Source organism: Mesorhizobium sp. M0663 (assembly GCF_040320585.1).
Lineage (GTDB): Bacteria > Pseudomonadota > Alphaproteobacteria > Rhizobiales > Rhizobiaceae > Mesorhizobium.
In genome coordinates, this window is the sequence record NZ_JAMYPX010000002.1 from 482,470 (window position 1) to 505,590 (window position 23,121).

Consider the following 23,121-nt stretch of genomic DNA (forward strand, 5'->3'; position numbering starts at 1 on the left):
CCTGATCCAGCCGGGAAGCAACTGGCGGGTTCAGACAATTTGGCGCGGGGCGCCTCACTACTGCGGGCTTCCGCCGGCGCGGCCTATCGCGTATTGGCGCGGGAACGCTCCTTTGGCCTTTCCCGGAAAACCATGATTCGTCTCGAAAGCATCAGCAAGCAGAACGGCCGTCAGATTGTCTTCATCGAAGCCTCCGCCGCCTTGCAGAAGGGCGAGAAGGTCGGGCTGGTCGGCCCCAACGGCGCCGGCAAGACGACGCTGTTTCGCATGATCAACGGCGAGGAGCAGCCCGACGAGGGCCAGGTCTCCGTCGATCGCGGCGTCACCATCGGCTATTTCAGCCAGGATGTCGGCGACATGGAGGGCCGCAGTGCGGTGGCCGAAGTGATGGACGGCGCCGGGCCGGTCAGCGAAGTGGCGGCCGAGATGCGCGAGCTCGAGCACGCCATGGGCGACCCTGACCAAGCCGACCAGATGGACGAGATCATCGCCCGCTACGGCGAGGCGCAGCACCGCTTCGAGGAGCTCGACGGCTACGCGCTGGACGGGCGCGCCCGCGAGGTGCTGGACGGCCTTGGCTTCAGCCAGGAGATGATGGACGGCGACGTCGGCAAGCTGTCCGGCGGCTGGAAAATGCGCGTGGCACTGGCCAGGATCCTTCTGATGCGGCCCGACGCCATGCTGCTCGACGAGCCGAGCAACCATCTCGACCTCGAAAGCCTGATCTGGCTGGAGCAGTTCCTGAAGAACTATGACGGCGCGCTGCTGATGACCTCGCACGACCGCGAGTTCATGAACCGCATCGTCAACAAGGTGGTCGAGATCGACGGCGGTTCGCTGACCGCCTACTCCGGCAACTACGAATTCTACCAGCAGCAGCGGGCGATTGCCGACCGGCAGCAGCAGGCGCAGTTCGAGCGCCAGCAGGCGATGCTGGCCAAGGAGATCGCCTTCATCGAGCGCTTCAAGGCGCGGGCTTCACATGCCGCCCAGGTACAGAGCCGGGTGAAGAAGCTGGACAAGATCGACCGGGTCGAGCCGCCCAAGCGCCGCCAGAAGGTATCGTTCGACTTCCAGCCGGCGCCGCGCTGCGGCGAGGACGTGGTGACGCTGAAGAACGTGCACAAGGGCTATGGCAGCCGCTCGATCTACGAGGGATTGGATTTTCAGGTGCGCCGCCGCGAGCGCTGGTGCATCATGGGCGTCAACGGCGCCGGCAAGTCGACGCTGCTGAAGCTGGTCGCTGGCGCTTCCGAGCCGGACAATGGCACGGTGGCGCGCGGGCCCAGCGTCAAGATGGGCTATTTCGCCCAGCACGCCATGGAAGTGCTGGAGGGCGAGCGCACCGTGTTCCAGACGCTGGAAGATGCATTTCCGCAGGCCGGCCAGGCGCCGCTCAGGGCGCTGGCCGGCTGCTTCGGCTTTTCCGGCGACGAGATCGAGAAGAAATGCCGCGTGCTGTCGGGCGGCGAGAAGGCGCGGCTGGTGATGGCGCTGATGCTGTTCGATCCGCCCAATTTGCTGGTGCTGGACGAGCCGACCAACCACCTCGACATCGCCACCAAGGAGATGCTGATCACGGCACTGTCGCAGTACGAGGGAACCATGCTGTTCGTCTCGCACGACCGCCATTTCCTGGCGGCGCTGTCGAACCGGGTGCTGGAACTGACGCCCGAGGGGATCCACACCTATGGCGGCGGCTATACGGAGTATGTCGAGCGCACCGGGCAGGAGGCGCCGGGGTTGCGGAGCTGAGGCCGGCTCTGCCGCTCACGGTCACGTAGACGCTCGATTCCGGAAGCCAAGCACGAGGTGCTCAGCCATGTATCGCAATTTCGCGCAGCGGATCGCCGCCGTCGATGAACAGCCGGCCTTGCGCGGTCAACGCCGCCTTGAGCCGTCGCAGGGCAATTTTTCCTGCTTCGGGATGACGCCCGTCCAGCGCGCCGACGCGCACCGCAACGGCAATGTCGAAGTGCTTCTCATCGGCTTCCAACTCGAAATCCTCGATGGCGACCTGGCGAAGGCTCAGCCGGCCTGCCGCAATCTCGGCGCGCGAGGCGGCCCCGGCCTGCGCGATGGCCTTGGCCGAGCGGTCGATCGCCAGCACGTGCCCACCGCCGATCCGGCGCGCGATCTCGCGCGCTGCAGCACCCGGTCCGCAGCCGATCTCCAGCACTCGCATGCCCTGCCGCAAGGGCAGCGCATTGACGATCTCCAAAAGCCTTGGCGACAAGTCGTTCGCCATACGCTCTTCTCCAGCTTTTTCGCAATCCGAGATTAGCGACCGCGGCCGGCGACGGGAAGGCCGACAGACGCGGGCATCGCCGATGTGTTCAGCTGGTATGTTCAGTTGGGTGCTGCTTGAGCAGGGGCATGATCGACATCGAAGAGGTCGATCCGGTCTCGACCGCGGGCGACCGGGCGGGCCCGAGCGGCCCGGCGTCGTTGACCTGAGGGGTAGGGAGGGAACTGGCGCCGAGCCTAACCGGTTGGGGGGTAGATCACCGGCCGTTTATGTGTATACGCTCAAGCTAATATAAGAGCAAGCTAATGTTTTGCGTCAGCGATGTTGGACGATTGTTCTGATCAATGGCCGGTTGTGGCTTCCTGCCGCGCCCTCCAACCCGGCCAAACACCGCTTATTGCCTTCAAGTCCTGGCTCCAATGCTGTACCCCGGCCCGAAATTCAAGGAGCCTGCGATGACCTCACATCCCGACATCCCCGACGCCAGCATGGCGCTCGATGCGGCCGGCGTGGCAGCCGATGACCGGCGCGCTCGCGAGGCGGATGCCGCATGGCGGGACGATGTTCGCGAGGGCGTGCGGCATGTAGGCGATCTGGATTCGCTGCCGCTGTCGCCAGCCGAGCGGGCGGCGGCCGAAGCCGCGGCCACGCGCCACAAGGTTCGCATTCCCAAGGCCTATCTAGACCTGATCGACTGGAACGACCCCGCCGATCCGATACGGCTTCAGGTCATCCCGTCGCCCGACGAACTGGCAGAGCAGGAGGGCGAACTCGACGATCCGATCGCCGACCACGCCTTCAGTCCCGTGCCTAGATTGACGCATCGACATGCCGACCGGGTTCTGTTGTTCCCGACCTATCAATGCGCGGTCTATTGCCGGTTCTGCTTTCGCAAGGAGCAGCTGACGTCGATCGGCCGCGGTTATACGCGCGAAGCTCTCGACGAAGCCTTCGCCTATATCGCGGTCCATCCGGAAATCCGCGAGGTGATCCTGACCGGCGGCGACCCGCTATCGCTGCCGGATAGGGCGCTGGCGGAAACCCGCGCCCGTGTCGAGGCGATCCAGCATGTGCGGCTGTTGCGCATCCACACTCGCGTACCCGTCGCGCTGCCGTCGCGCGTCACCGGCGGGTTGATTCAAGCCTTGCAGGGCCGGCTGATGGTCACTGTCGTCACCCATTTCAACCATCCACGCGAAATCACGGAGGCGACCGAGCGGGCCTGCCGCACGTTGCGGCAGGGCGGCTTCGTGCTGCTGAACCAGAGCGTTCTGCTGAAAGGCGTGAACGATACGGTCGAGGTGCTGGAAGAGCTGTGCCGCGAGCTGATGTATCGCCTTGGCGTCAAACCCTATTATCTGCACCACGGCGATCTCGTGCGCGGCATGGCGCACCGGCGCACCACGATCGCCGAGGGCCAGGCGCTGGTCAGCGCCTTGCGTGCGCGCCTGTCGGGCATCTGCAATCCCGTCTACGTGCTGGACCTGCCGGACGGCGGAGGGAAAGTCCCGCTCGGCCCGTCCCATCTTGAGGCACGGGAAGGGGAGACGTGGCGAATACGTGGGCTTGATGGGGCGGTGAGGGGTTATGGAGAGCTGGTTGGGGAGGGAGGGACGCGCAGCCGCCGTCCAAGCCAGCCCACCTTGGTGACCTGACATGCAGCCCTTGATCACGGAAGCATGCGTTAACTGCTGTTCTATTTGGTGCTTGCGCAATTGCTGAAATAGTGAAAACGTTGGTCCGGGGTAATGGGTTAGGGGAGTTCGTCCCGGCTATAGCGAGTTTCGGGGCGGCGCAGAAAAGTCATGAACTTTCCACAGTTCCTGGTGGGGCTGACCACCACATCGTCCATCGTGGCGATCTCGACTTACCTTGCGACGGGTTCAATCTGGAAGACGCTGGCCTGGACGATCTTGACCTTGATCGTCATGCAGGTTGGATATTTCCTATTCGTCGTCCGGTTGATCTACGGATCCGGGGCGAAAAGCGCGGAGGCAAAGCCGCGGCGTCTGAGGGCTGTGCCGCCGAACCGTCGAGGTCGCGTTCAGCTTATGTAGTAATGTCCCATATAGATATCATGGTCTAGACAGGACATGTTCGGTTCTGGGAATGTGCATTGGACGTTCCGCTAGTTTAGTCAACTAATATATATCGCCCAACTCATATCGTCGTTTTTGGGCTAGTGGGAAAACCTGCCTGCTGTTTGTACGACAGTGCCTAAGGCCACATTTTACAACCGGCTGGCAAGCTCCCTTTTGTTGATGCCAGCTTAAATCCGGCTGGTGTTTTCGATGGGCCGTTGAGGCTATAAAGCCGTTCAACCGGGCGGCATCGAGATGCATTTCGGCCGGTCGAGAGGGTTGTGGTGATCGACGGAACGCCGAATGTGATCTTGCTGATCGGTAGCGCCCCCGATGTCGTGCGCTGCGCCGCCTGACCCAAGCAGGCCTTCGGCAAGATCGTCGCCATCAACAACGCCTGGCGCGTGCGCCCCGACTGGGATTTCCTCGTCCATGCCGGCGATTTCCCGGCGGAGCGGATGCCGCAAGGCGGTCCCCTGCAGCAGGCGCAGATCTTCAGCGCCTCGCATTACGTGCCGGCGCAAAACAGCTTTGGCGGCTTCGTCTATGCCGGCGGCACCATGTCGATGACGGCGGCCTACTGGACGATCCACAGTCAGAAGCCGGACGTGCTGGCATTCCTTGGCTGCGACATGATCTACGACCAGCCCGGCAACACGCATTTTTACGGCGTCGGCCGCGCCGATCCGCTGCGCAACGACGTCACCCTGCGCAACCTCGAGGCGAAGTCGGCCCGCCTGCTCATCCATGCGCTTCGGCGCGGCTGCCTGTGCGTCAACCTATCCGACCTGCCGCGCAGCCGGCTGGTCTTCCCGCGGCTGACGCTCGATGAACTCGGCGCGCTTTCTCCCTCGCGAATATCGGAAATGAAGGCGCAGATGCTTGCCGGCCTGCGGCTCGATCAGGCGGAGGAGGCCGACAGGATCGAGAAGGAACTCGGCTATCTCTTCGAGGACGGCATGTACTGGAAGCACCTCGACAAACTCGACGAGAAATTCCTGGCCAACATCGACCGGCTGTGGATGGCGGCGGTGAAGGCGAGCTTGAGCAGTCGGCCGAAGCTGCCGATCTCCCCTACAAGGCGGGAGATCGGCGCGTCATCCGCTTAGCTTTTGGCCGCCGCGAGCTTGTCTTGCGTCTTGGTCTCGAAATCGCTGGCGTCATGGCGCTCGTGCAGCTGCCTCGAAGGCTCGCCGAAGGTGCGGTTGACCATGCGGCCGCGCTTGACCGCCGGCCGCGCGTCGATGGCGTCGGCCCAGCGCTGCACGTTCTTGTACTGCTCCACCTGCAGGAACTCGCCGGAATCGTCATACATACGGCCCTTGGCCAGCCCGCCATACCAGGGCCACACCGCAATGTCGGCAATCGTATAGTCGCTGCCGCCTAAATACTCGCTTTCGGCGAGGCGTCGGTCGAGCACATCCATCTGCCGCTTGGTTTCCATGGCGAAGCGGTCGATGGCATATTCGATCTTCGTCGGCGCATAGGCGTAGAAATGGCCGAATCCGCCACCGAGATAGGGCGCCGAGCCCATCTGCCAGAACAGCCATGACAGGGTCTCGGCGCGAGCCGGCTGCTCCGTCGGCAGGAATTCGCCGAATTTTTCGGCGAGGTAGAGCAGGATCGAGCCGGATTCGAAGATGCGGACCGGCTTTTTCCCACTGCGATCCATCATGGCCGGGATCTTCGAGTTGGGGTTGACCTCGACGAAGCCGCTGCCGAACTGGTCGCCGTCGTTGATCCTGATAAGCCAGGCGTCGTATTCGGCGCCGCTGTGGCCGAGCGCCAGAAGTTCCTCCAGCATGATCGTCACCTTGACGCCGTTCGGTGTCGCCAGCGAATAAAGCTGCAGCGGATGCTTGCCGACCGGCAGTTTCTTGTCATGCGTCGGGCCGGCGGTCGGCCGGTTGATGCTGGCGAAAGCGCCGCCATTTGCCTTGTTCCAGGTCCAGACTTTTGGCGGCGTGTATTGGTCCGTTGCGTAGTCGTTCATTTGGGAGGCCTTTGGAAGGGTTGGGTTGGGAGGATATCAGATGTCAACGTGGGTGATGGCGGAGGAACTTTGCATAGGGCAGCTTGGGATAGCCGTAGGTACAGATAGGGCTGCCGGCGCTATTGCAAAACCCCGGCGCGAACGGCGCGGCGCCGGTCCACGCCAAAGCCGGCGCCGCCTCTTGCGCCTGATCACCTGCGCCATACCTATAGCCCATATCAGCCTGCGAACATTGCCAGGAACCAAAGCATGAATATCGAGCCCCTTTTGCGATCCATCGTGGCCGTCCGCGCCACCGTGCCGGAGGACGCCTTCACGGCAAATACACTTGGCACCCGCCGCGAGGGCAGTGGCGTGGTCATCCGCGGCGACGGGCTGGTACTCACCATCGGCTATCTCATCACTGAGGCCGAGGAGGTCTGGCTGGCCGATCAGGACGGGCGCGTGGTTCCCGCCCATGCGCTCGCCTACGACCAGGAGTCGGGCTTCGGCCTGGTGCAGGCGCTGGCGCCGCTCGGGCTGCCCGCCATTGCGCTCGGCGATGCGTCCAGGGCCAAGATCGGCGATCCCGTCGTGCTCGCCGACGGCGTCGGCCGCTCCGTGCGGGCGCGGATCGTCACCAAGCAGGAATTCGCCGGCTATTGGGAATATCTGCTCGACGAGGCGATCTTCACGGCGCCGGCTCACCCCTCATGGGGCGGCGCCGGCCTCATCGGCGCAGATGGCAGGCTGCTCGGCATCGGTTCGCTGCGCCTGCAGATGAGCCGCAACGGCGAGGTCGCCGACATCAACATGGTGGTGCCGATCGATCTTCTGCCGCCCATCCTCGACGATCTGCTGACGCGCGGCCAGGTCGCCAGGCCGCCGCGGCCGTGGCTCGGCGCCTTCTCGGCCGAGAGCGACGGCAAGGTCGTGGTGATGAGCGTCGCCGAGGGCGGCCCGGCCGCCCAGGCGGGCCTGCGCCAGGGCGACGTCATCTCGGATGTCCGCGACGCGGCGGTCGATGGGCTTGCCGATTTTTATCGCAAGCTTTGGAAGAGCGGCCCGGCGGGTGCCGAGATCCCGCTCCGGGTGCTGCGCGATGGCCGCGAAACCTGGCTGCGCGTCAAGTCCGCCGATCGCAACAGCCTGCTGTGGAAGCCGCCGCTGCAGTGAGGCAACCGAAACCTCTCACTCTCCGCAAGCGCTGAAGCCAGTGCCCGGGGTCCACTCCGCGAACGGGATGACCTTGCCTTCGACCGATACGGTCGCTTGCCTGGTGCTGCCGTCCGCCAGCTTCTTGCTGCTTTTGCCCTTGCCGGTCAGCACATTGTAGTCGCAGTCGCCGGCAACATTGTCGTCCATGTAATCCCAATACTCGTAGGCAAAACCGGCGACGACGAACGTGCCGTTGCGCCAGGCGAGCGTCAGCGTCTTGTTGGTCCGCTCGCTGCCGATCTCCATCGCCGGAATATCGAGCTTGATCGAACCGTTGGGGAGCGCGGTGAGTTCGGGCTCGGTGTCGGATGTGGCGGGGCCCGGCCGGTCGTAATCCTTCCATTCCCCGTCAATCTGATCATGCACGATCCCGGCAGGTTTTAGAAAATCGCCATCGCGATCTTTGAGGAAAAAATACAGGTCCATGGGAGAGCCGGGCTCGGTCTCGACGATCATCGCCAGATCGGCGGCGCCGTCGCCGTTCCAGTCGCCGGTCGCCGCCGTGATGATCTTCTGCGTCTCGATCGGCTCCGCCAGGGCGGCGGCCGGCAGCAGCAAGACCAGACCGAATATTGTCGATCGCATGTAAAATCCTCTTAGCCTGGGCAGGCCTGAGACGCACGCGCTTCTCAGGAGGCCCGGCTCTGCCGCGTCTCGGAACGGCTCGTCTCGTTGAGCAGCCGGCAGAGCGAAACCGCTTCACGACGGCTCAGGCCGATCAGCGCGATTTGCGAAAATTGCGCCGGCAGATCGTGAACGATGTCCCACACCATCCAACGGCCGTTCGGCTCCATGACACATTCGTAGCGCAATAATTGTTCCTGCATCCGACCCCCGGCTTTGCTCACCGGACTGGTACAGCGTCGAGGTAAATGAGTTGTTGCGCCGCGGTAGTATTCCGCGGCTATCGAAACCGGGCGTTGAATCCCGCAGCGGCGAGCCCGAGGGGCCGCCCGGCGGTGCGGATACTCTCGACAAGGCGGCAGGGCAGGGACGCTTCCGGCGTGAACGGCGGCCGCCGCCAGAATTGGATCAGGCGTTGCGGCTCGCCATATGCGCGTCGAGCTTCCTCCTCGAGGGGCCGTAACGCTTGATGATGGTCGCGGCCTCGCTTTGCGGTATGCCGTATTTGCGGGCAAACGCAGCGACCTCGTATGGCTCTTCGCCGGAGACCAGTTTGCGATCCTGCTTGGTCTTGGATTTGTCGTCGGCCATGGCGTCCTCCATCACATCTGGTCGTTATAGGGCTCCTTGGTCCGGCCGACCATCCTGGCCAGTTCGGCAAAGGACGGTACGCCGGTTTCACCCTGGGCATTGTTGGCCGCCTGCAGCAGCCTGAGCGGAAAGCAGACGGCGTCGCGGTTGGATGGCGACATGTCTTCATAGAGACGCTCGTCGCTGGTCATCGCCGCCTCGGCGCGGCGCAACGCCATGTCGACCTCGTCGACCGACAGCAGGCCCTTGTGGACAGCGCGTTGTTGACGGCCGCGATCGCCATCATCAATCCTTCGAGCTGGAGATTGGCGACGTTCATCGTCTTGCGTCCTTGCCAGGCTTCTTGGCGGTGGCCTTGCCGTCTGGCCGGATCGCTGCGCGCGGCGGGTTCTGGCCCTCCGAATGCAGGGTCCTGTCGTCGAAATCGTCAGCCGGCCTGGTCAATCCCATGCCGCCGGGAGGTGGCTTGTTGCCGGCCGCATCCTGCGAAAATTCGTCGGCCGCGTCGGGGTTCGTCTTTGCCGGATATTTCCTCGCTCCGGTCTCGTAGCGGTTCGGGTCGTCGGCCATGTCCTGTGCTCCCGTTGCAATGAGCAGATAACTTTCATGCGGCGGCAGCGGTTCCGTGGCGAAATCGACCTTGCCGGTGCGCAAGCCTTCGCAATCTGTCGGCTTTCGTGCATTCTTGCGCATGCCAACGATGCTTCGCTCCGACGCGCCAGCAAAATGCTGCTCCTACTGCGGTGGGCGCGACCACGACTACGAGGATTGCCCGAAGCGCAAAACCGATGCCGAACGGCAGAAGGAGACGCCAGGCAACGCGTCCCAGCCCGCTGCCGCGGCTGCAGGGGAAATCCGCTAGGGCGGTTCCGGAAACCAGGGCGGTTCCAGGAAAGTGTCGGCGGTCTTCCGTCCGGAACGGCGCCAAACAGACAAGCGCCGGATTGGATCAACGCCGGGGGTTCATGGATTGGTGGACAATCAACCTGCGGAGCAACCACATCGACTAGAAAAGAGGTTACGCTGCCGTTCCGCAACGACGGCAGTTTCACGATCGCTTTGCCAGCATCAGTCCGTTATCAGCCGGGTGACAAGGCTGAGGCCGTCGTCAGCGGCGAGTCGACCCTGATCGACCATGTGCGGATGGAAGGCAGCAGACTCACTTTGGATTGCGAACCGGGCTGGTTCGCATCCCGGCTCGATGTCAGGGTGTCGGGGCCGGCAATTTCAGACTGGAAAGTGGTCGGCAGCGGCGACCTTGCCCTGTCGCAGATCAATCAGCCCGGGTTGCGGCTGAACATCCGCGGCAGCGGCAGCGTTACCGCAACCGGAACCGCCCAGACGGTCGATCTGGAGATCCGCGGTTCGGGCACCGGCCGGCTCAGGAATCTTGTCGCCCAATCCGCTCGGATCGAGATTCGCGGCAGCGGCGACGCAGAGATTACCGCACAGGCGGATGCGGATGTCACGATTTCCGGCAGCGGTGACGTCGACGTCTACGGGCACCCGACCATGCGGCGTTCGGAGGTCCGAGGCAGCGGCAGCATTACACAGGTGCCGTAAAGCAATTCCGGCGTAGGGATTGCCCTGGACCGCCTGAACCACCCCGCTGGTCCGGCCGGCTGGCGCGAAGGTCCTTCCATATCCAGAGGATTGCAATGCCGCCACTATTGTGGGCAAAAGCAGCACGGGCAATCAGGTTGGGGTGGGGTGATGACCGAAACGCAAGGCAATTCAAGCCGTCCGCAGGGCAAGCCGGGGATGGCATCGGGGTCGATCGGTTCCGGCCTGATCGCACTCGTCATCGTGGCGCTCGGCGTCTTTGTGCTGTTTGGATCCTGGTACACGATCGATCAGGGCGACCGCGGCGTGCTCTTGACCAACGGAGCGCTGAGTTCGGTCGTTGATCCCGGACTGCATTTCAAGCTGCCGTGGTTACAGCGTGTCGAGAAGATCAGCCTGCGCCAGCAGGTGCTCAAATGGGGCTGCGAGAACCAGAACGATTGCAGCGGCCTGCCGGCCATGCAGGCCTATTCGCGCGACCAGCAGCCGGCCGACATGCGCGTCACCGTCAATTTCCACGTGCCGGCCGCCGAAGTCAGCAACGTCTACACCAATTATGGATCGATCGAGGCACTGGCCGACCGTGTCATTGCCAGGAAAGCACCGCAGGAGATCAAGACGGTGTTCGGCCAGTACGACGCGGTGTCGGTTATCCAGAACCGGGCGAAGTTCAACAAGGACGTCGCCGACGCCATCGCGGCGGTAACCGACGGCCCGGTGATGATAGACAGCGTGCAGGTCGAGAACATCGACTTCTCCGACGCCTACGAGCAGGCGGTCGAAGCCAGGATGACGGCGCAGGTCGAGGTGCAGAAGCAGGAACAGAACCTGCAGCAGGAAAAGATCAAGGCCGATATCGCCGTCACCCAGGCCAAGGGCCGCGCCGACAGCGTCAAGGCCGAAGCCGAGGCCAGTGCCTACAAGACCAGGGTCGAAGGCGATGCGACCGCGGGCGCCATCAAGGCTCGCGCCGCCGCAATCGCCAACAATCCGCTGCTGGTCGAACTGACCAAGGCGGAGAGATGGAACGGCGAATTGCCAAAGTCGATGATCCCGGGCTCGACCGTACCGTTCCTCGAACTCAGCACGCCTGCCGCAGCATCGAACTGAGGCGCGGCGCAAACCAGATCAGGGCGGCGGCGCGATAACCGTCCTGGTGCGGTTACGGCTGAAGCACGGCGCCTCGGGCGATTGCCTGCGTTTGACTTAGAAAAGCTGTCAGCAGCTCCATTCCCGCCGGCCAGTCGCCGAGCCCGCTGTCGCCATTGATGTGGCCAAGCGGTCCGGCGATATGGAGATCGCTGCCCCATCGCTCGGATTTCGCCCTGGCATAGTCCAGCGAGCCGTAGGGATCGTTGGTGCTGGCGACAATCAGCGACGGAAAGCGAAGCCGTTGTTGCGGTGCGTCGGCGAAGGCCCGGGCGGAGGAGGGGAAGGCCGGCGACGCAGGGTCCGGAACCGCGACCAGCAACGCGCCGCCGATAGAGCGGGGGGAGATCCGCTGCCAGTGTACGACGAGCAGACAGCCGAGGCTATGGGCGACGAGCACCGGCGGTGTCCTTGCCTGGCATACAGCGGTTTCCAGCGCAGCCACCCAGTCGTCGAGGTCCGGCGCGTCCCAACTTGCCGGGTTGAACCGCCGCATCGCCGGGTTTGCCTGCTGCCAACGTGTCTGCCAGTGGGCTTTGCCCGATCCGCCGATGCCCGGCACAATGATGAAGTCGGTCATGCGAAGCCCTTCTTTCCTGATGCAGCGCGTGCAATTCTAGGTCTTCTCCCAGGTGGCGGAATGAGAGATCATCGGAAAGCAGCGACGAAATCCGATGGATTAAAGGCGATCATGCGGAACGGCGATTATCGGCCAAGGCTCGACCCCACCGATCTGGCGATCATTGAGATCATGCAGGAGGATGGCCGCATCGGCATCTCCGAGCTTGGCCGCCGCGTCGGACTGTCCCAGCCCGCCACCTCGGAACGGGTGAAGCGGCTGGAGGAGCGCGGCGTCATCACCGGTTACAAGGCGGTGATCAATTCGGCAGCGCTCGGGCTCGGCACCATGGCGGTCATCCGCCTGCGCACCACGCATGAGCATATCCAGGCCTGCCTGAAGAAGTTCGCCCAATTGCCGGAGGTGGTCGAGGTGCTGCGGGTGACCGGCGAGGATTGTTTTCTGGTCAAGGTCGTGGTCCCGTCACCGCCCGATCTTGAAAGCATCGTCGACAGCATCGGCCACTACGGCACAGTGACGACAAATGTGGTTCTGCGCGCCGAGCAACCGAAGCGGCTGGGACGCGAATTGATGACCAGGGCCTGACCGGTCTATCGCTTGGTCTGCGTATGCCCGACGGCATTGGCGAACGAGATGCCGCCCTTGATCTCGCGCATCGCCATCGAGGTGATCGTGCGCCGCACGCCGGGCAGCCGGCTGAGCTCCTCGCGCAGCATCCTGTCGAGCGCCATCATGTCGACGGTGACGATCTGCAGAAGATAGTCGGCCTCGCCAGTCGTGGCGTGGCAGCGGCGGATCAGCGGATGCTTCTGCACTGCCGCCTCGAAGGCGTCCGACAGCTCAAAATCGATCGACACCTGGATGAAGGCTTCGATGCCGAAGCCGAGTTTTGCCGGGTCGATGCGGGTCGAGTAGCCGCGGATGACGCCGGCGTCCTCAAGCGCCTTGACCCGCTTCCAGCACGGCGTCTTGCTCAAGCCGACCTCATCGGCGAGCGCGGCAAAGGAGATACGGGCCTCGCGTTCGAGCGCCGCGACGATCTTCCGGTCGACCGCATCCAGCATCATTCGTTCTTCCAATCTGCTTCAGCGACAATTTTCGTCCTTCGTTTCCCGCCAATCGAATAACAGAAAGGGACAATGTTCGGCAAGAAAGCGATTAGACTCGGGGGACCGGGATCCAACAAGCGCCTGCGGCCGAACGGCCGGGGCAAGGAGCATGGCCATGGACAAGCAGGATTATTATGCCCGCATCGAAACGCCTGAGATGCGCGACTATGGCGTCTACCTCAAATGCGACAGGTTGCTTGCCTGCCAGAAGCCGCTGGCCGAGATGGTGAATGCCGACGAGCTGCAGTTCCAGATCGTGCACCAGGTCGAGGAGCTGTGGATGAAGCTCATCGCCTATACGCTGGTCGATGTCGTTGATTTCCTGGAAAAGCAGGACACGCATCGCATCGTCACGCTGATGGCGCGCGTGCACCGGCTGATGCGGCTGATGACGGCGCAGCTCGACCTACTCGAAACCATGTCGCCCAAGGAATACCAGCAGATCCGGCTGCAGCTCGGCAATGGCAGCGGTCAGGAATCGCCGGGTTTCAAGCAGCTGCTGCGTCTGCCGCCGGATCTGTGGCGGGCCTTCAAGGCGTCATACCTCGACGACCGCGGCCTTTCGGTCGAGGATGTCTACGATACCGGCTACGATCACGGCGACAGCTATGTCGTTGCCGAAGCGCTGATCGAGTTCGACGAGCTGTTCCAGAAATTCCGTGCCAACCACCTCTATCTCATCCACCGCACGATCGGCCTCGGCGCGAAATCGCTGAAGGGCCGGCCGGTCGAATTGCTGGAAGCCGGCGCCCGCCACCGCTTCTTCCCGGAACTCTGGGACATACGCTGGGCGATGACCGACCGCTGGGGCAGCCAGTATGGAACGGTACGGGAGCCGATCAGTAAGCCGAAGGCTGCGGAGTAGAGCCAGGCTTGGGTTCCTCGCCCCGCGCGAAGCGGGGGGAGAGGTGGCCGCCCACGGGTCTTGCCTTCGGCAAGCCCGAGGACAGGCTCCGCGGCCGGAGAGGGGCCTTTTCTTTGCCGGCGCCTCTCCGTCGCGGCTTCGCCGCGCCACCTCTCCCCCATGAATGGGGGCGAGGAACCCTGGTCTTGCGAGGCCTTCTCGCTACGCGCTTGTATCCTGCAGGTTTTTCGGGGGATGATGTCGGGCTTGCGGCTGGTGGTGCGTCCTTGGGGCACAATCATCGTAACTCTTGGGAGGACATCATGACCTTGGAAACCGCTCAATCAACCGTTCAGTCGCCGTGGCAGACCGCGGCAATCCTCATCGGCCGGCTGATCTTCGCCGCCGTCTTCCTGATGGCCGTGATCTTCAAATTCATCGATATCGGCGCCACCGCCGGCTATATCGCGGCGGCCGGGTTTCCGTTCCCGCTGTTCCTGGCCTGGTGCGCAGCCCTGCTCGAGGTCGTCCTCGTTCTATGCTTCCTGACCGGCGCCTTCTTCTCATGGGCAGCACTCGTCGCCGCTGCCTATGTGCTGTTCCTTGGCTTCGCCTTCCACGGGCCGTCGCACTGGGCCGGCAACCAGGCCGAGTTCGGCTTCTTCGTCGATCACTTCACCTTCCTGGCCGGGCTGCTGTTCGCCGCCGTGCACGGGCCGGGCAGGGTCCTGGCGCTGAGGCTTGGCAGGGGATGATCCCCAACCTCGGATCCGGCGTTCTCGTAAAGGCGCTCAGAAGGGTGGCTGCGACAATGGCGGTCGGGTCCATGATCGCAACCAGGGCCAGATCGGCAGCACGATCCGCACCAGCATCGTCGTGACGATCGAGAGCGGCCGGGTACCGTCATCCCGGCCATCCGCAGGTCGCGCACAATAAAAGCGACAGCTAAAGTACGAGCGTTCGAGGTTTATGCTTTTTGTAGATGCGCCTGCATTCCCCTCTGTACTTCCAACATTCGGCGGGCTAAGCAAGACGCGGGTCTTGAGGGGGAATTCATGAACATCGCCACGCGTTTTGCTGCCGCCATGATCGGCGCGTCTCTGCTTGCCGGCTGCACTACCTTGACCGAAGGCGAATTCAACACGATGCATACCACGCTTGAAGGCAGCCCTGTCACCAAGCGCGTGGCGATCAACGAATGCATTGCACGCGAGAGGTCCACGCCGCTCAACGAAAGAAAGACTTACGCAGCAATCATGAATGTCAGTGTCGCAAAATACGACAGCGCCTTTTGTAACCGGCTCTTTAATGCCGTTGCTAATGGCAGGCTGACTTACGCGGACTATCGCAGGCTTTCCTCGCCGGGGGCCGACAGCAGCAAGTTGATCAAGATCCTGCAGGGCCGCTAGCAGGCGCCGCCAGCAGTCTTGCCACCCCGCCGCGGCAAGCCGTTGTCGCGGCGTCAGTTATGATCGCCGCGTCACATCTGGTCGTTGTAAGGTTCCTTGATCTGACCGACCATGCGCGCCAGTTTCGAGAAGGACGGCATGTCCGTCTCCGGCTGACACTGATTGGCCAACTCCAGCAGTCGGATCGGGAAGTTGACGGCGTCGCGGCTCGACGCCGACATGCCTTCGGACCTTTCCTCGTTGGTCTCGCTGGCTTCGGCCTTGCGCAATGCGATGTCTATCTCCTCGACGGAGAGCACGCCCTTGCGGACCAGGACCTGATTGATCGATGCGATGGCCATCAGCAGGCCTTCGAGTTGCAGATTGGCGACGTTCATGGCTTTCGCTCCCATTGGCTGGGGTTCAAACGCGCGAATGCCTGTTCTGATCCGCGGTTGCGGCTGCTCGTCGGCCGGTGAGATGCCCGGCAAATGGAGGAACCGCCAATTGCCGACGCTGCGTTCGCGCCCACAAAGTGGCTGGCGGGCAACGCGAGGCGCCGAAGAGAATTCGGATTTTTTGTCGCCGCGCCACATTTTGTTCTTGCTTTGTGCCGGCAGCTATGCTACTAATTTGGGTATGGTGCCAATTGGCCCCAACGACCCGCCCGCCGAGGCGGGTTTTTGTTTTCAGGCTTCTTTTCGATCGAACGTTGCTTGTGTTGCCGGCTGTGAAGTCGGCGGGACAGCACCCGGGACAGTACCCCCCTCTGGCCTGCCGGCCATCTCCCCCTCAAGTGGGGAGATTGGCGGTTTCGGCGCTGCGCTCTTCCTGCAACGTTGGAGATTGGCGAAAGCCGGCGCGAAAGCCGATCTCCCCCCAAGTGGGGGAGATGTCCGGCAGGACAGAGAGGGGCGCGAAGGAATGCAGCCTAGCGGTCTTCTTGGAAGGTCAATCGGGAGGCGGACAAGGTGAGGCGCTGAACGGAATTCGCATTTTTCTGCCGCCGTGCCACATTTTGTTCTTGCTTTGTGCCGGCAGCTATGCTACTAATTTGGGTATGGTGCTAATTGCCTCCAACGACCCGCCCGCCGAGGCGGGTTTTTTGTTTCAGGCCGGTTTGGAGACGATCACGGCGAGCGAGGCGAGTTTTCCGTCACTCAGGCTTCGGATGTAGTTGCGGCGGCGCTGCAGGAATTCCGCGCCCATGACGACTTCATTTGCCTGCTGCTGCGCCGGCGAGGGCACGATGCCGGAATTGGCCCTCTTCAGCGCCAGCTCAACATGTTCGCCGGTTTCGTCGACGATTTCGTCGATGCGAAATCCGATATCGACAAACAGGGTTTTCAATTTTTCCCGATCGGCGAGGTGGCTGGTCGCCGCAGAAACCGCCCAGGGCATGGGATAGTAGGGCTCGCCGCCGGCGAGCACGGCTTCGGTCCAGATCAGCCTGCCTCGCGGTTTCAGCACGCGCCAGGCCTCGTCGATGACCGCGGCCTTGTTCTCGATGTTCATGCCGACATAGAAGCAGATCGCCGCATCGAAGGTGCTGTCGCCAAAAGGCAGTTTCGTCGCGTCGGCCTGATGGAAGCGAACCTTGTCTGCCAGTCCGCTGAGTGCGGTCAGTCGGCTCGACGCGGCGACAAAGGCTGGTGTCAGGTCGATGCCGTCGACCTGGCAGCCATAGGTCGAGGCCAGAAACCTTGCCGGCCCGCCAATGCCGCTGCCGATATCCAGGATCCGATCTGTCGGCGAAGGAGCAAGACGGGCCGCATGCTCCCGCGTGGCGATCAGTTCGCGGCCATGGAGCTGATCGAATGGATAGAGTTGCGCGGCCGCGAGTTTTCCGGCCGGGTCGGCGTCCGGGATCGCGGCCAATATGCGATCGACGATGCCGTCGCTGCCGTAGTGACTGGTGACATTGCCCATAAAGCGTTCCCCTCAAGCGCAACCACCATCCCATCAACGCAAGTCTCACGCAATGCCCGCCTTTTTCGCCCCTCCTTCCAGCCGTTCACCGACGAGGGTGCGAGGTCGTCAGTGCATTTTCTTCCACCGCGCCACATTTTGTTCTTGCTTTGTGCCGGCAGCTGTGCTACTAATCTGGGTATGGTGCCAATTGGCTCCAACGACCCGCCCGCCGAGGCGGGTTTTTCATTTCGGGCTCCTGTTCGACCGAATGTTGCGTGTGCTGCCGAGGTATGTCGGCGCAAATGAACGCGACCGACTATCCCGGTCCGCAACCACCTATCGTCCATAGATTTCCCAACGCGCCCGTGCGCCCACTTCAGAGAACACCCCATGTCCAACCGTTATGCCACCATCATCACCGACGATGACGGCCGCGAGGTCGTCAGCGCCATTGGCGAGTTCGCCGGCACCGCACCCTATGCACGCCATGGCCGCTTCGAGCAGGTGGCCGCCGGCGTGCGGATCGGCATGGTGCGCGGCGGCACCGTCGATGCGGTCGGCGGCTTTGGCTTCCCGTCGGGAGCACTCGACGGCAAGGCGGTGGCAATTCTCAGGGCAAGGCTGAATGCCTTGCCCGACGCCGGTGCGATGAAGCCCGGCACGACGACTGATGCGAAACCGGCAAGCCAGCCGCGGAAGCCGAAGTCGGCACGCGCCGGCAAGAAGGCCAGGCCGCGCAAGCGCATCGTGCGGCCAGGCAACAAGAAGCCGGCGGTCTCCGCTGGGACGGCGGAGTAGGGCATGGCCGAAGCTCCTTCCACCGGCGATTCGCAGCCGCACGATCAAGCACCCGGCAGCCGAACCAAGCGGGCGAAGAAGACGCTGGCCGACGGCTTTCTCGAAGCGATCCGCGCCGATTTTCGCGCCCATGGCGCCGGCGTTATCGCCGAGGTGCGCGCCGAAAAGCCCGACCAGTACCTGAAGCTCGTGCTGTCGGTGCTGCCCAAGGATATTAGTGTCAACATCAACAATCTGGATGCATTGAGCGATGACGAAATCAGGCAGCGCATCCGCGGCCTCGAAGCCGTCCTTAGGCCGTTCCTCGAGAAGCCGGGCTTCGCAAAAGGCCTCGCACAGCCGGGCGGCAAGGACGGAATATCTCAGCCTGCTGGCGGAGCTGGACCGCAGGCGCCGCACTAACCAGCTTGCCGCCTATCGGCCCTATCCCAGGCAGGCCGAGTTCCATGCAGCCGGCGCGACCAATCGCGAGCGCCTGTTCATGGCCGGCAACCAGCTCGGCAAGACCAGGGCCGGCGGCGCCGAATGGGCGATGCACCTCACCGGCCGCTATCCAGATTGGTGGCAAGGCAAGGTTTTCGATTGTCCGGTTCGGATGTGGGCGGCCGGCGTCACCGGCGAAAGCACGCGCGACAACCCGCAGCGCATCCTGATCGGCCCGCCGCAGCAGCAGGCGGCCGGCACCGGCATGATCCCGGCCGACGCCATCGTCAGCACGATGGCGGGACGGGCGCCGGGCGCGCTCGACAGCGTCGTGGTGCGCTGGGGCGGCGGCGGCGACGTCCAGGCCGACGAATCGGTGCTGTCGTTCAAGAGCTACGAGAAGGGTCGCGAGAAATGGCAGGGCGAAACGCTGCACGGCGTCTGGTTCGACGAGGAGCCGCCGCTCGACATCTATTCCGAAGGGCTGACCCGCACCAACGCCACCGGCGGCATCACCATCGTCACCTTCACGCCGCTGCTCGGCATGAGCGATGTGGTGTTGTTGTTCTTGTCGGCGGGGGAGGTGGGAGGAATGGGCAAGGGGTGACAGTGCTGCGAACTCGTACAACTCGCGTTCCTTCGCGCCCCCCTCTGTCCTGCCGGACATCTCCCCCACTTGGGGGGAGATTGGCATTTTCCGCGTCCCGCCTGCCTGCAACCGTTGAAGATTGGCGAAAACCAGGATGACATCCAATCTCCCCCCTTGTGGGGGAGATGTCCGGCAGGACAGAGAGGGGCGCTGTCCCGCCATCGGAAAGTTCTTTGTCAAACAACACCATACGTCTAGTGCCTGCCACCACGATTCAATGCCGCGAGGGTGAAAAACAATGACCCGTCACGTCACCTTCATGACCATCGACGATGCCGAGCACTATACGCCGCAGCAGCGCGCCGAGATCATTGCCGCCTATCCGGCGCATGAGCGGGAAGCCAGGGCAAAAGGCATTCCGGTGCTCGGCTCCGGCCGCATCTTTCCGGTGGCCGAGGAACTGATCGCCTGCGAGCCGTTCCCGCTGCCGCGCTACTGGCCAAGGCTCGGCGCGCTCGATTTCGGCTGGGACCATCCCTCGGCGGCGGTCGAGCTCGCCTGGGATACGGAGGCCGATGTGGTCTATGTCACGAAAGCCTGCCGTGCCTCGCAGCAGACTCCCGCCATGCAGGCGCTGACGCTGAAACCGTGGGGCGATTGGCTGCCATGGGCATGGCCGCGCGACGGCCGCCGCGAGACGCTGGAGGGTGCCGGCACCGCACTTGCCAGGCAGTATTCAGCGCATGGGCTGAACATGCTCGCCAGCCATGCGCAGTTCGCCGACGGTTCGGTATCGGTCGAGGCCGATGCTCGGCCGCATGCAATCAGGCCGCTTCAAGGTGGTTTCGACGCTTTTGCCCTGGTTCGAGGAGTTCCGTCTCTATCATCGCAGGGACGGCCAAGTGGTGAAGCTGCGCCACGATCTGATGGCCGCGACCTGCTACGGCGTGATGATGCTGAGGGAAGCGCAGGTCGACCCGGCGGTGTTCAAGGCCGCGCGGCGGAAGGCCGGGCAGAGCGATCCGCTGGGGGCGTTTCGGTGACGATGCTTGCGTTTATGCACGCCCGGCGGCAAAACGACGATGTAGCGGCAACATCATATTAGGGGGGCAATATGGAATCGGAAAACTCGCTGCTCGGGATATTCATCTCCTGGATGCCGATGCTGATTTATCTCGCAGCAAGCCTTTGGGTAACGATCTGGCTCACCTTCAAGCTGATCCGCGTTCAACAGGCGATGGTGCAGGCGCAGGAAGGCATTCTCGCCAAGCTGACCGAGATCGACAGCCGGATGTCCGCGAAGATACGCCAGGACTGAGATTCGCGGCGGACGCATAGGACGAAGCGCCGAAAAGCTTAGCCGGGCTCCTTAGCCCATTCGCCGCCGCTGCCATGATAGGTCTCTGCGGAGAGCAAGAAAACCTGTGCGCAGGTCGTGCACCGAAAGCGGTAACGAAGCAGATCGTCCCATGGTCCATCCGGGTTGAGATCCGAAAACGGGATGACACTCGACATAGGACCACCCGGTACTTCCTGCAGAATACCGTCGCGTATGGCCTCTTTGGCCATCGTGATCGCCGCCGCGAGACGACCGGTGCTAAAGATCGTACGGGTCTCCTCGATCGGCGCGCAGTTACTACAAGTCATGCGCTTGTTCCCATAGGTACATCCACAAGTCACAGGCCAAGGAAATCCAGACGGCAAAGAGAGTCAATCTAGCTTGGCGCCTCGTTTCCCTAGGGCTCTCCGCTTCGCAGCGTGCCGGAAAGTGACCCAACATGATCCTCCGCATCATTCCCGCCACCCTGCGCGACCTCTCCTACATCGCCGCCAACCTCCGGCCCGAGGACCGGGCCGAGATCGACTGCCAGTTCGACGAGTGGTCGCCGGCGCTGCTGGCGCTGATGGCGCTGCAAGGGTTTGCCTACGTCGCCGAGCTCGACGGCAATCCGGAGGCCGGCTTCGGCGCTGCCGAGCAGCGCAGCGGACTGTGGATCGCCTGGAGCTGGGGCACGCGCCGCATGAGGCGCTGCGTGCCTGGGATTACGGAATTCTTTCATGCCGTGCTCGGGCCGCAGGTTGCGGCGCGCGGCGCCTGGCGGGTCGAGGCGCGAGCGTTGGCCGCCAATGATTTGGCGCTGCGCTGGCTAGGCCGGCTCGGCGCGACGCAACGCTGCCGCCTGCCGGGCTATGGCAGGAACGGCGAGGATTTTCTGCTCTACGACTGGACAAGAGCCTCTCACTCTGGAGAAAACCATGTGCCTTTTTCAAAAGCCGCCGGCGCTGAAGCCGTTGCCGCCGACACCGACCATTGCCGACAAGGACGTACAGGCGCGCGAAGCCGCCTTGCGGGCCCAGCTTGCGGCCAATGACGGCACCGCCGGAACGGTGAAGACCGATTTGTCGCCCAGTGAGCTCACCGGCCAGCGCCGCGTGCTGCTGGGGGTGTGACATGGGCGCCATGAGAAGAGTGTTCCGCAACCGGGTGCTGGCCTGGTGGTACTGGCGGCGGCATGCAAGGTTGGTGAAGAAGAGATAGACGGGAGCTTGCCTGCCGGGATCGCGTAAGCTGCGATCCTTCGCGCCCCGGGTGTTCAAGTGCATGCCTCTACAATTGCCCTCAGGTGTTCCGCGTTCTCCGTAACAGCCGAGCGCAAATCGTGTTCCTTCCGCACGGTTGACATTCCTCCCTCAGCCGCCATGCTGCATTGCAACATGGCAATCGAGGAGTTCGGCATGACAGAAGCTCGGTCATCGCGGATCGAGTGCCTGGACGGGCTTCGGGCGCTCGCCGCGATCTGGGTGCTGATCGGGCACTGCCTGCTTTTGACCGGCTGGCAGATTCCTATTCTGGGCGAACCGGATCTCGGCGTCGATCTGTTCATCATGCTGTCCGGCTTCCTGATGGTGTTCCACTACCAGCTGCGCCAGGCCAAGGAGCCGTGGCAAAGGCCGGAAACCTGGCTGAAATTCTGGACCCGCCGCTATTTCAGGATAGCGCCGCTGTTCTACGTCATGCTGTTCGCTGCCCTGGCGCTTGGCCCCTATCTCTACGGGTCGAGAATGGTCATCGACGAGTTCCTGCTGAGGTCGCCGCAGGCGCCCGAGCGTTATCTCGACAGCGGCCTGAAAAACATCGGCGCTCATCTGCTGTTCCTGTTCGGCCTGGTGCCGAATTTCGCCTATCGCACGCCGCTGCCCGACTGGAGCCTCGGGCTGGAGATGCAGTTCTACGCACTGTTTCCGGCAATCATGCTGCTGGTGCGCAGGCTTGACTGGCTATGGGCGGCCATCCTGACCGCGGCGACCGGCAGCGCGATGGTGTTCTTGATGGGGCAGTTGTCGGTGCATTTTCCGATGCCGTCGTTCCTGCCGTTGAAGATGCAGATTTTCCTGTGCGGGATGCTGCTGGCGGGCGTCGTCCATCAAAGGCAGAAGCGGCCCTTCGTGCATCTGGCACTGGCCATGCTGCTGGCGGCGCTGCCCTTCGGCGGCGGCTATGGGCTGGGCAAGCTGTTGATGCGCGAAGCGCTCGTCCTGGGGTTCTTTGCCCTGGTTCTCTACCGGATGCTGCCGGGAATGGCGGGCATCGTGGCCAGAAAGATCGCCATGACGCTCGCCAACAGGTTCTTTCATTTGATGGGTGAGCTTTCCTTCAGCATCTATTTGATCCATCTGCTGGTTCTCCAGCCGGTGGCGGCTCTGGTCATAACCCAGTTCGGCCACGAATTGTCGGCGCCGCTGCGCTTTGCGATCGTTGTTGTCGTGGTCTTGCCGGTGGTGTGCCTGCTGTCCTGGATCACCTATACGCTGATCGAAGTACCCGGCCAGAAGATGGGCCGTTTCGTGGTGCAGCGCTTTGGGCGCAAAGCCGCGCTGGAGACGACGCCGGCGGAATAAGGCGCTGCCGATCTCCCCCCTTGAGGGGGAGATGTCGCCGAAGGCGACAGAGGGGGTCGCCGGTCCACGCGAGACGACCCCCTCTGTCCTGCCGGACGTCTCCCCCTCAAGTGGGGAGATCGGCCGCTTCGGC

Annotated in this window: 27 protein-coding genes and 3 pseudogenes; 18 read left to right on the plus strand and 12 right to left on the minus strand. The window is 63.1% G+C overall.

The annotated features are described in order from the left end of the window. Nucleotides 1-132 precede the first annotated feature (132 nt). Nucleotides 133-1,755 (plus strand): ABC-F family ATP-binding cassette domain-containing protein, encoded by a 1,623-nt coding sequence (locus tag NKI54_RS05570; RefSeq protein WP_352472101.1) that lies wholly within the window; start codon nt 133-135, stop codon nt 1,753-1,755. 61 nt (nt 1,756-1,816) lie between these two features. On the opposite strand, the gene NKI54_RS05575 is transcribed toward NKI54_RS05570, so the two are convergent. After that, on the minus strand, nt 1,817-2,248 hold the full coding sequence (locus NKI54_RS05575; RefSeq protein WP_352453694.1) for an SAM-dependent methyltransferase: 432 nt from the start codon (nt 2,246-2,248) through the stop codon (nt 1,817-1,819). A gap of 488 nt (nt 2,249-2,736) precedes the next feature. Here NKI54_RS05575 and NKI54_RS05580 point away from each other — a divergent pair, with 488 nt between their 5' ends. The 3 genes from NKI54_RS05580 to NKI54_RS05590 all read left to right on the plus strand — a co-directional run bounded on the left by NKI54_RS05580 (nt 2,737) and on the right by NKI54_RS05590 (nt 5,438). Beyond that, entirely contained in the window at nt 2,737-3,903 is a 1,167-nt protein-coding gene (locus NKI54_RS05580; RefSeq protein WP_502894501.1) for a KamA family radical SAM protein, read from the plus strand. Between the two features lie 150 nt (nt 3,904-4,053). Beyond that, a complete protein-coding gene (locus NKI54_RS05585; protein ID WP_023675695.1) occupies nt 4,054-4,305 on the plus strand; it encodes an exopolysaccharide production repressor protein in 252 nt (83 codons plus the stop codon). 428 nt (nt 4,306-4,733) lie between these two features. Next, a complete protein-coding gene (locus NKI54_RS05590) occupies nt 4,734-5,438 on the plus strand; it encodes a hypothetical protein (protein WP_352638117.1) in 705 nt (234 codons plus the stop codon). Here NKI54_RS05590 and yghU read toward each other — a convergent pair. Next, a complete protein-coding gene (gene yghU / locus NKI54_RS05595) occupies nt 5,435-6,322 on the minus strand; it encodes a glutathione-dependent disulfide-bond oxidoreductase (protein ID WP_352638119.1) in 888 nt (295 codons plus the stop codon). The two genes, NKI54_RS05590 and yghU, sit on opposite strands and share 4 nt — an antisense overlap. A 249-nt stretch (nt 6,323-6,571) precedes the next feature. Here yghU and NKI54_RS05600 point away from each other — a divergent pair, with 249 nt between their 5' ends. Continuing rightward, nucleotides 6,572-7,477 (plus strand): S1C family serine protease, encoded by a 906-nt coding sequence (locus tag NKI54_RS05600; protein ID WP_352638120.1) that lies wholly within the window; start codon nt 6,572-6,574, stop codon nt 7,475-7,477. Nucleotides 7,478-7,492: 15 nt separating this feature from the next. Here the strand turns inward: NKI54_RS05600 and NKI54_RS05605 are convergent, their stop codons facing one another. The 5 genes and pseudogenes from NKI54_RS05605 to NKI54_RS05625 form a co-directional block, all read right to left on the minus strand. After that, complete coding sequence (locus tag NKI54_RS05605; protein ID WP_352638121.1) at nt 7,493-8,104, minus strand: hypothetical protein; 612 nt, start codon at nt 8,102-8,104, stop codon at nt 7,493-7,495. 44 nt (nt 8,105-8,148) lie between these two features. Next, nucleotides 8,149-8,331: a hypothetical protein gene (locus NKI54_RS05610; RefSeq protein ID WP_352638122.1), complete on the minus strand. Its 183-nt coding sequence runs from the start codon at nt 8,329-8,331 to the stop codon at nt 8,149-8,151. 220 nt (nt 8,332-8,551) lie between these two features. Next, nucleotides 8,552-8,734 (minus strand): DUF3606 domain-containing protein, encoded by a 183-nt coding sequence (locus NKI54_RS05615; protein ID WP_023675702.1) that lies wholly within the window; start codon nt 8,732-8,734, stop codon nt 8,552-8,554. Between the two features lie 11 nt (nt 8,735-8,745). Beyond that, a pseudogene (locus tag NKI54_RS05620) lies at nt 8,746-9,053 on the minus strand (hypothetical protein). Beyond that, nucleotides 9,050-9,427 carry a hypothetical protein gene (locus tag NKI54_RS05625; RefSeq protein ID WP_352638123.1) on the minus strand — a complete coding sequence of 126 codons (378 nt, stop codon included), beginning with the start codon at nt 9,425-9,427 and terminating at the stop codon, nt 9,050-9,052. The pseudogene NKI54_RS05620 and the gene NKI54_RS05625 overlap by 4 nt, the downstream one beginning before the upstream one ends. A 246-nt stretch (nt 9,428-9,673) precedes the next feature. Between NKI54_RS05625 and NKI54_RS05630 the strand changes: the two are divergent. Both NKI54_RS05630 and NKI54_RS05635 read left to right on the plus strand, forming a co-directional pair. Then, nucleotides 9,674-10,297: pseudogene (locus NKI54_RS05630) on the plus strand (GIN domain-containing protein); the annotation flags it as partial. Nucleotides 10,298-10,447: 150 nt separating this feature from the next. Continuing rightward, the gene (locus NKI54_RS05635; protein ID WP_352638126.1) at nt 10,448-11,407 is read left to right on the plus strand and encodes a prohibitin family protein; all 960 of its coding nucleotides are present in this window, start codon (nt 10,448-10,450) and stop codon (nt 11,405-11,407) included. A 52-nt stretch (nt 11,408-11,459) separates the two neighbouring features. Here the strand turns inward: NKI54_RS05635 and NKI54_RS05640 are convergent, their stop codons facing one another. Further along, nucleotides 11,460-12,026, minus strand: a complete 567-nt coding sequence (locus tag NKI54_RS05640) for an RBBP9/YdeN family alpha/beta hydrolase (RefSeq protein ID WP_352638128.1) — start codon at nt 12,024-12,026, stop codon at nt 11,460-11,462. 111 nt (nt 12,027-12,137) lie between these two features. Here NKI54_RS05640 and NKI54_RS05645 point away from each other — a divergent pair, with 111 nt between their 5' ends. Next, the gene (locus tag NKI54_RS05645; protein WP_352453704.1) at nt 12,138-12,611 is read left to right on the plus strand and encodes an Lrp/AsnC family transcriptional regulator; all 474 of its coding nucleotides are present in this window, start codon (nt 12,138-12,140) and stop codon (nt 12,609-12,611) included. A 5-nt stretch (nt 12,612-12,616) separates the two neighbouring features. Here NKI54_RS05645 and NKI54_RS05650 read toward each other — a convergent pair whose 3' ends face one another. Next, complete coding sequence (locus NKI54_RS05650; protein WP_502897310.1) at nt 12,617-13,093, minus strand: Lrp/AsnC family transcriptional regulator; 477 nt, start codon at nt 13,091-13,093, stop codon at nt 12,617-12,619. A gap of 157 nt (nt 13,094-13,250) precedes the next feature. On the opposite strand from NKI54_RS05650, the gene NKI54_RS05655 reads away from it, so the two are divergent. The 3 genes from NKI54_RS05655 to NKI54_RS05665 all read left to right on the plus strand — a co-directional run bounded on the left by NKI54_RS05655 (nt 13,251) and on the right by NKI54_RS05665 (nt 15,388). Then, entirely contained in the window at nt 13,251-14,000 is a 750-nt protein-coding gene (locus NKI54_RS05655; protein ID WP_352453705.1) for a tryptophan 2,3-dioxygenase family protein, read from the plus strand. 302 nt (nt 14,001-14,302) lie between these two features. Further along, nucleotides 14,303-14,734 carry a DoxX family protein gene (locus tag NKI54_RS05660; protein WP_352638346.1) on the plus strand — a complete coding sequence of 144 codons (432 nt, stop codon included), beginning with the start codon at nt 14,303-14,305 and terminating at the stop codon, nt 14,732-14,734. Between the two features lie 300 nt (nt 14,735-15,034). Beyond that, nucleotides 15,035-15,388, plus strand: coding sequence for a hypothetical protein (locus tag NKI54_RS05665; RefSeq protein ID WP_352638345.1), 354 nt, complete (start codon nt 15,035-15,037; stop codon nt 15,386-15,388). 71 nt (nt 15,389-15,459) lie between these two features. On the opposite strand, the gene NKI54_RS05670 is transcribed toward NKI54_RS05665, so the two are convergent. Both NKI54_RS05670 and NKI54_RS05675 read right to left on the minus strand, forming a co-directional pair. Continuing rightward, nucleotides 15,460-15,765 (minus strand): hypothetical protein, encoded by a 306-nt coding sequence (locus NKI54_RS05670; protein ID WP_023675713.1) that lies wholly within the window; start codon nt 15,763-15,765, stop codon nt 15,460-15,462. Nucleotides 15,766-16,477: 712 nt separating this feature from the next. Then, nucleotides 16,478-17,296: a class I SAM-dependent methyltransferase gene (locus tag NKI54_RS05675; protein WP_352690830.1), complete on the minus strand. Its 819-nt coding sequence runs from the start codon at nt 17,294-17,296 to the stop codon at nt 16,478-16,480. Between the two features lie 372 nt (nt 17,297-17,668). Between NKI54_RS05675 and NKI54_RS05680 the strand changes: the two genes are divergently transcribed. The 5 genes and pseudogenes from NKI54_RS05680 (at nt 17,669) to NKI54_RS05700 (ending at nt 20,406) form a co-directional block, all read left to right on the plus strand. Continuing rightward, nucleotides 17,669-18,076, plus strand: a complete 408-nt coding sequence (locus tag NKI54_RS05680; RefSeq protein WP_023675716.1) for a hypothetical protein — start codon at nt 17,669-17,671, stop codon at nt 18,074-18,076. Nucleotides 18,077-18,079: 3 nt separating this feature from the next. After that, nucleotides 18,080-18,478 (plus strand): hypothetical protein, encoded by a 399-nt coding sequence (locus tag NKI54_RS05685; protein ID WP_352638342.1) that lies wholly within the window; start codon nt 18,080-18,082, stop codon nt 18,476-18,478. Continuing rightward, a pseudogene (locus NKI54_RS05690) lies at nt 18,444-19,070 on the plus strand (terminase large subunit domain-containing protein); the annotation flags it as partial. The gene NKI54_RS05685 and the pseudogene NKI54_RS05690, both read left to right, overlap by 35 nt. A 316-nt stretch (nt 19,071-19,386) precedes the next feature. After that, a complete protein-coding gene (locus tag NKI54_RS05695; RefSeq protein ID WP_352690832.1) occupies nt 19,387-20,193 on the plus strand; it encodes a terminase large subunit domain-containing protein in 807 nt (268 codons plus the stop codon). A gap of 9 nt (nt 20,194-20,202) precedes the next feature. Then, nucleotides 20,203-20,406: a hypothetical protein gene (locus NKI54_RS05700; RefSeq protein ID WP_023675723.1), complete on the plus strand. Its 204-nt coding sequence runs from the start codon at nt 20,203-20,205 to the stop codon at nt 20,404-20,406. 38 nt (nt 20,407-20,444) lie between these two features. Here NKI54_RS05700 and NKI54_RS05705 read toward each other — a convergent pair whose 3' ends face one another. Then, on the minus strand, nt 20,445-20,735 hold the full coding sequence (locus NKI54_RS05705; RefSeq protein ID WP_352690833.1) for a hypothetical protein: 291 nt from the start codon (nt 20,733-20,735) through the stop codon (nt 20,445-20,447). Nucleotides 20,736-20,866: 131 nt separating this feature from the next. Between NKI54_RS05705 and NKI54_RS05710 the strand changes: the two genes are divergently transcribed. Together NKI54_RS05710 and NKI54_RS05715 are read left to right on the plus strand one after the other, a co-directional pair. Beyond that, complete coding sequence (locus NKI54_RS05710; protein ID WP_352690835.1) at nt 20,867-21,460, plus strand: hypothetical protein; 594 nt, start codon at nt 20,867-20,869, stop codon at nt 21,458-21,460. Nucleotides 21,461-21,824: 364 nt separating this feature from the next. Then, the gene (locus NKI54_RS05715) at nt 21,825-22,988 is read left to right on the plus strand and encodes an acyltransferase family protein (RefSeq protein WP_352690836.1); all 1,164 of its coding nucleotides are present in this window, start codon (nt 21,825-21,827) and stop codon (nt 22,986-22,988) included. The last annotated feature ends 133 nt before the right edge of the window (nt 22,989-23,121 follow it).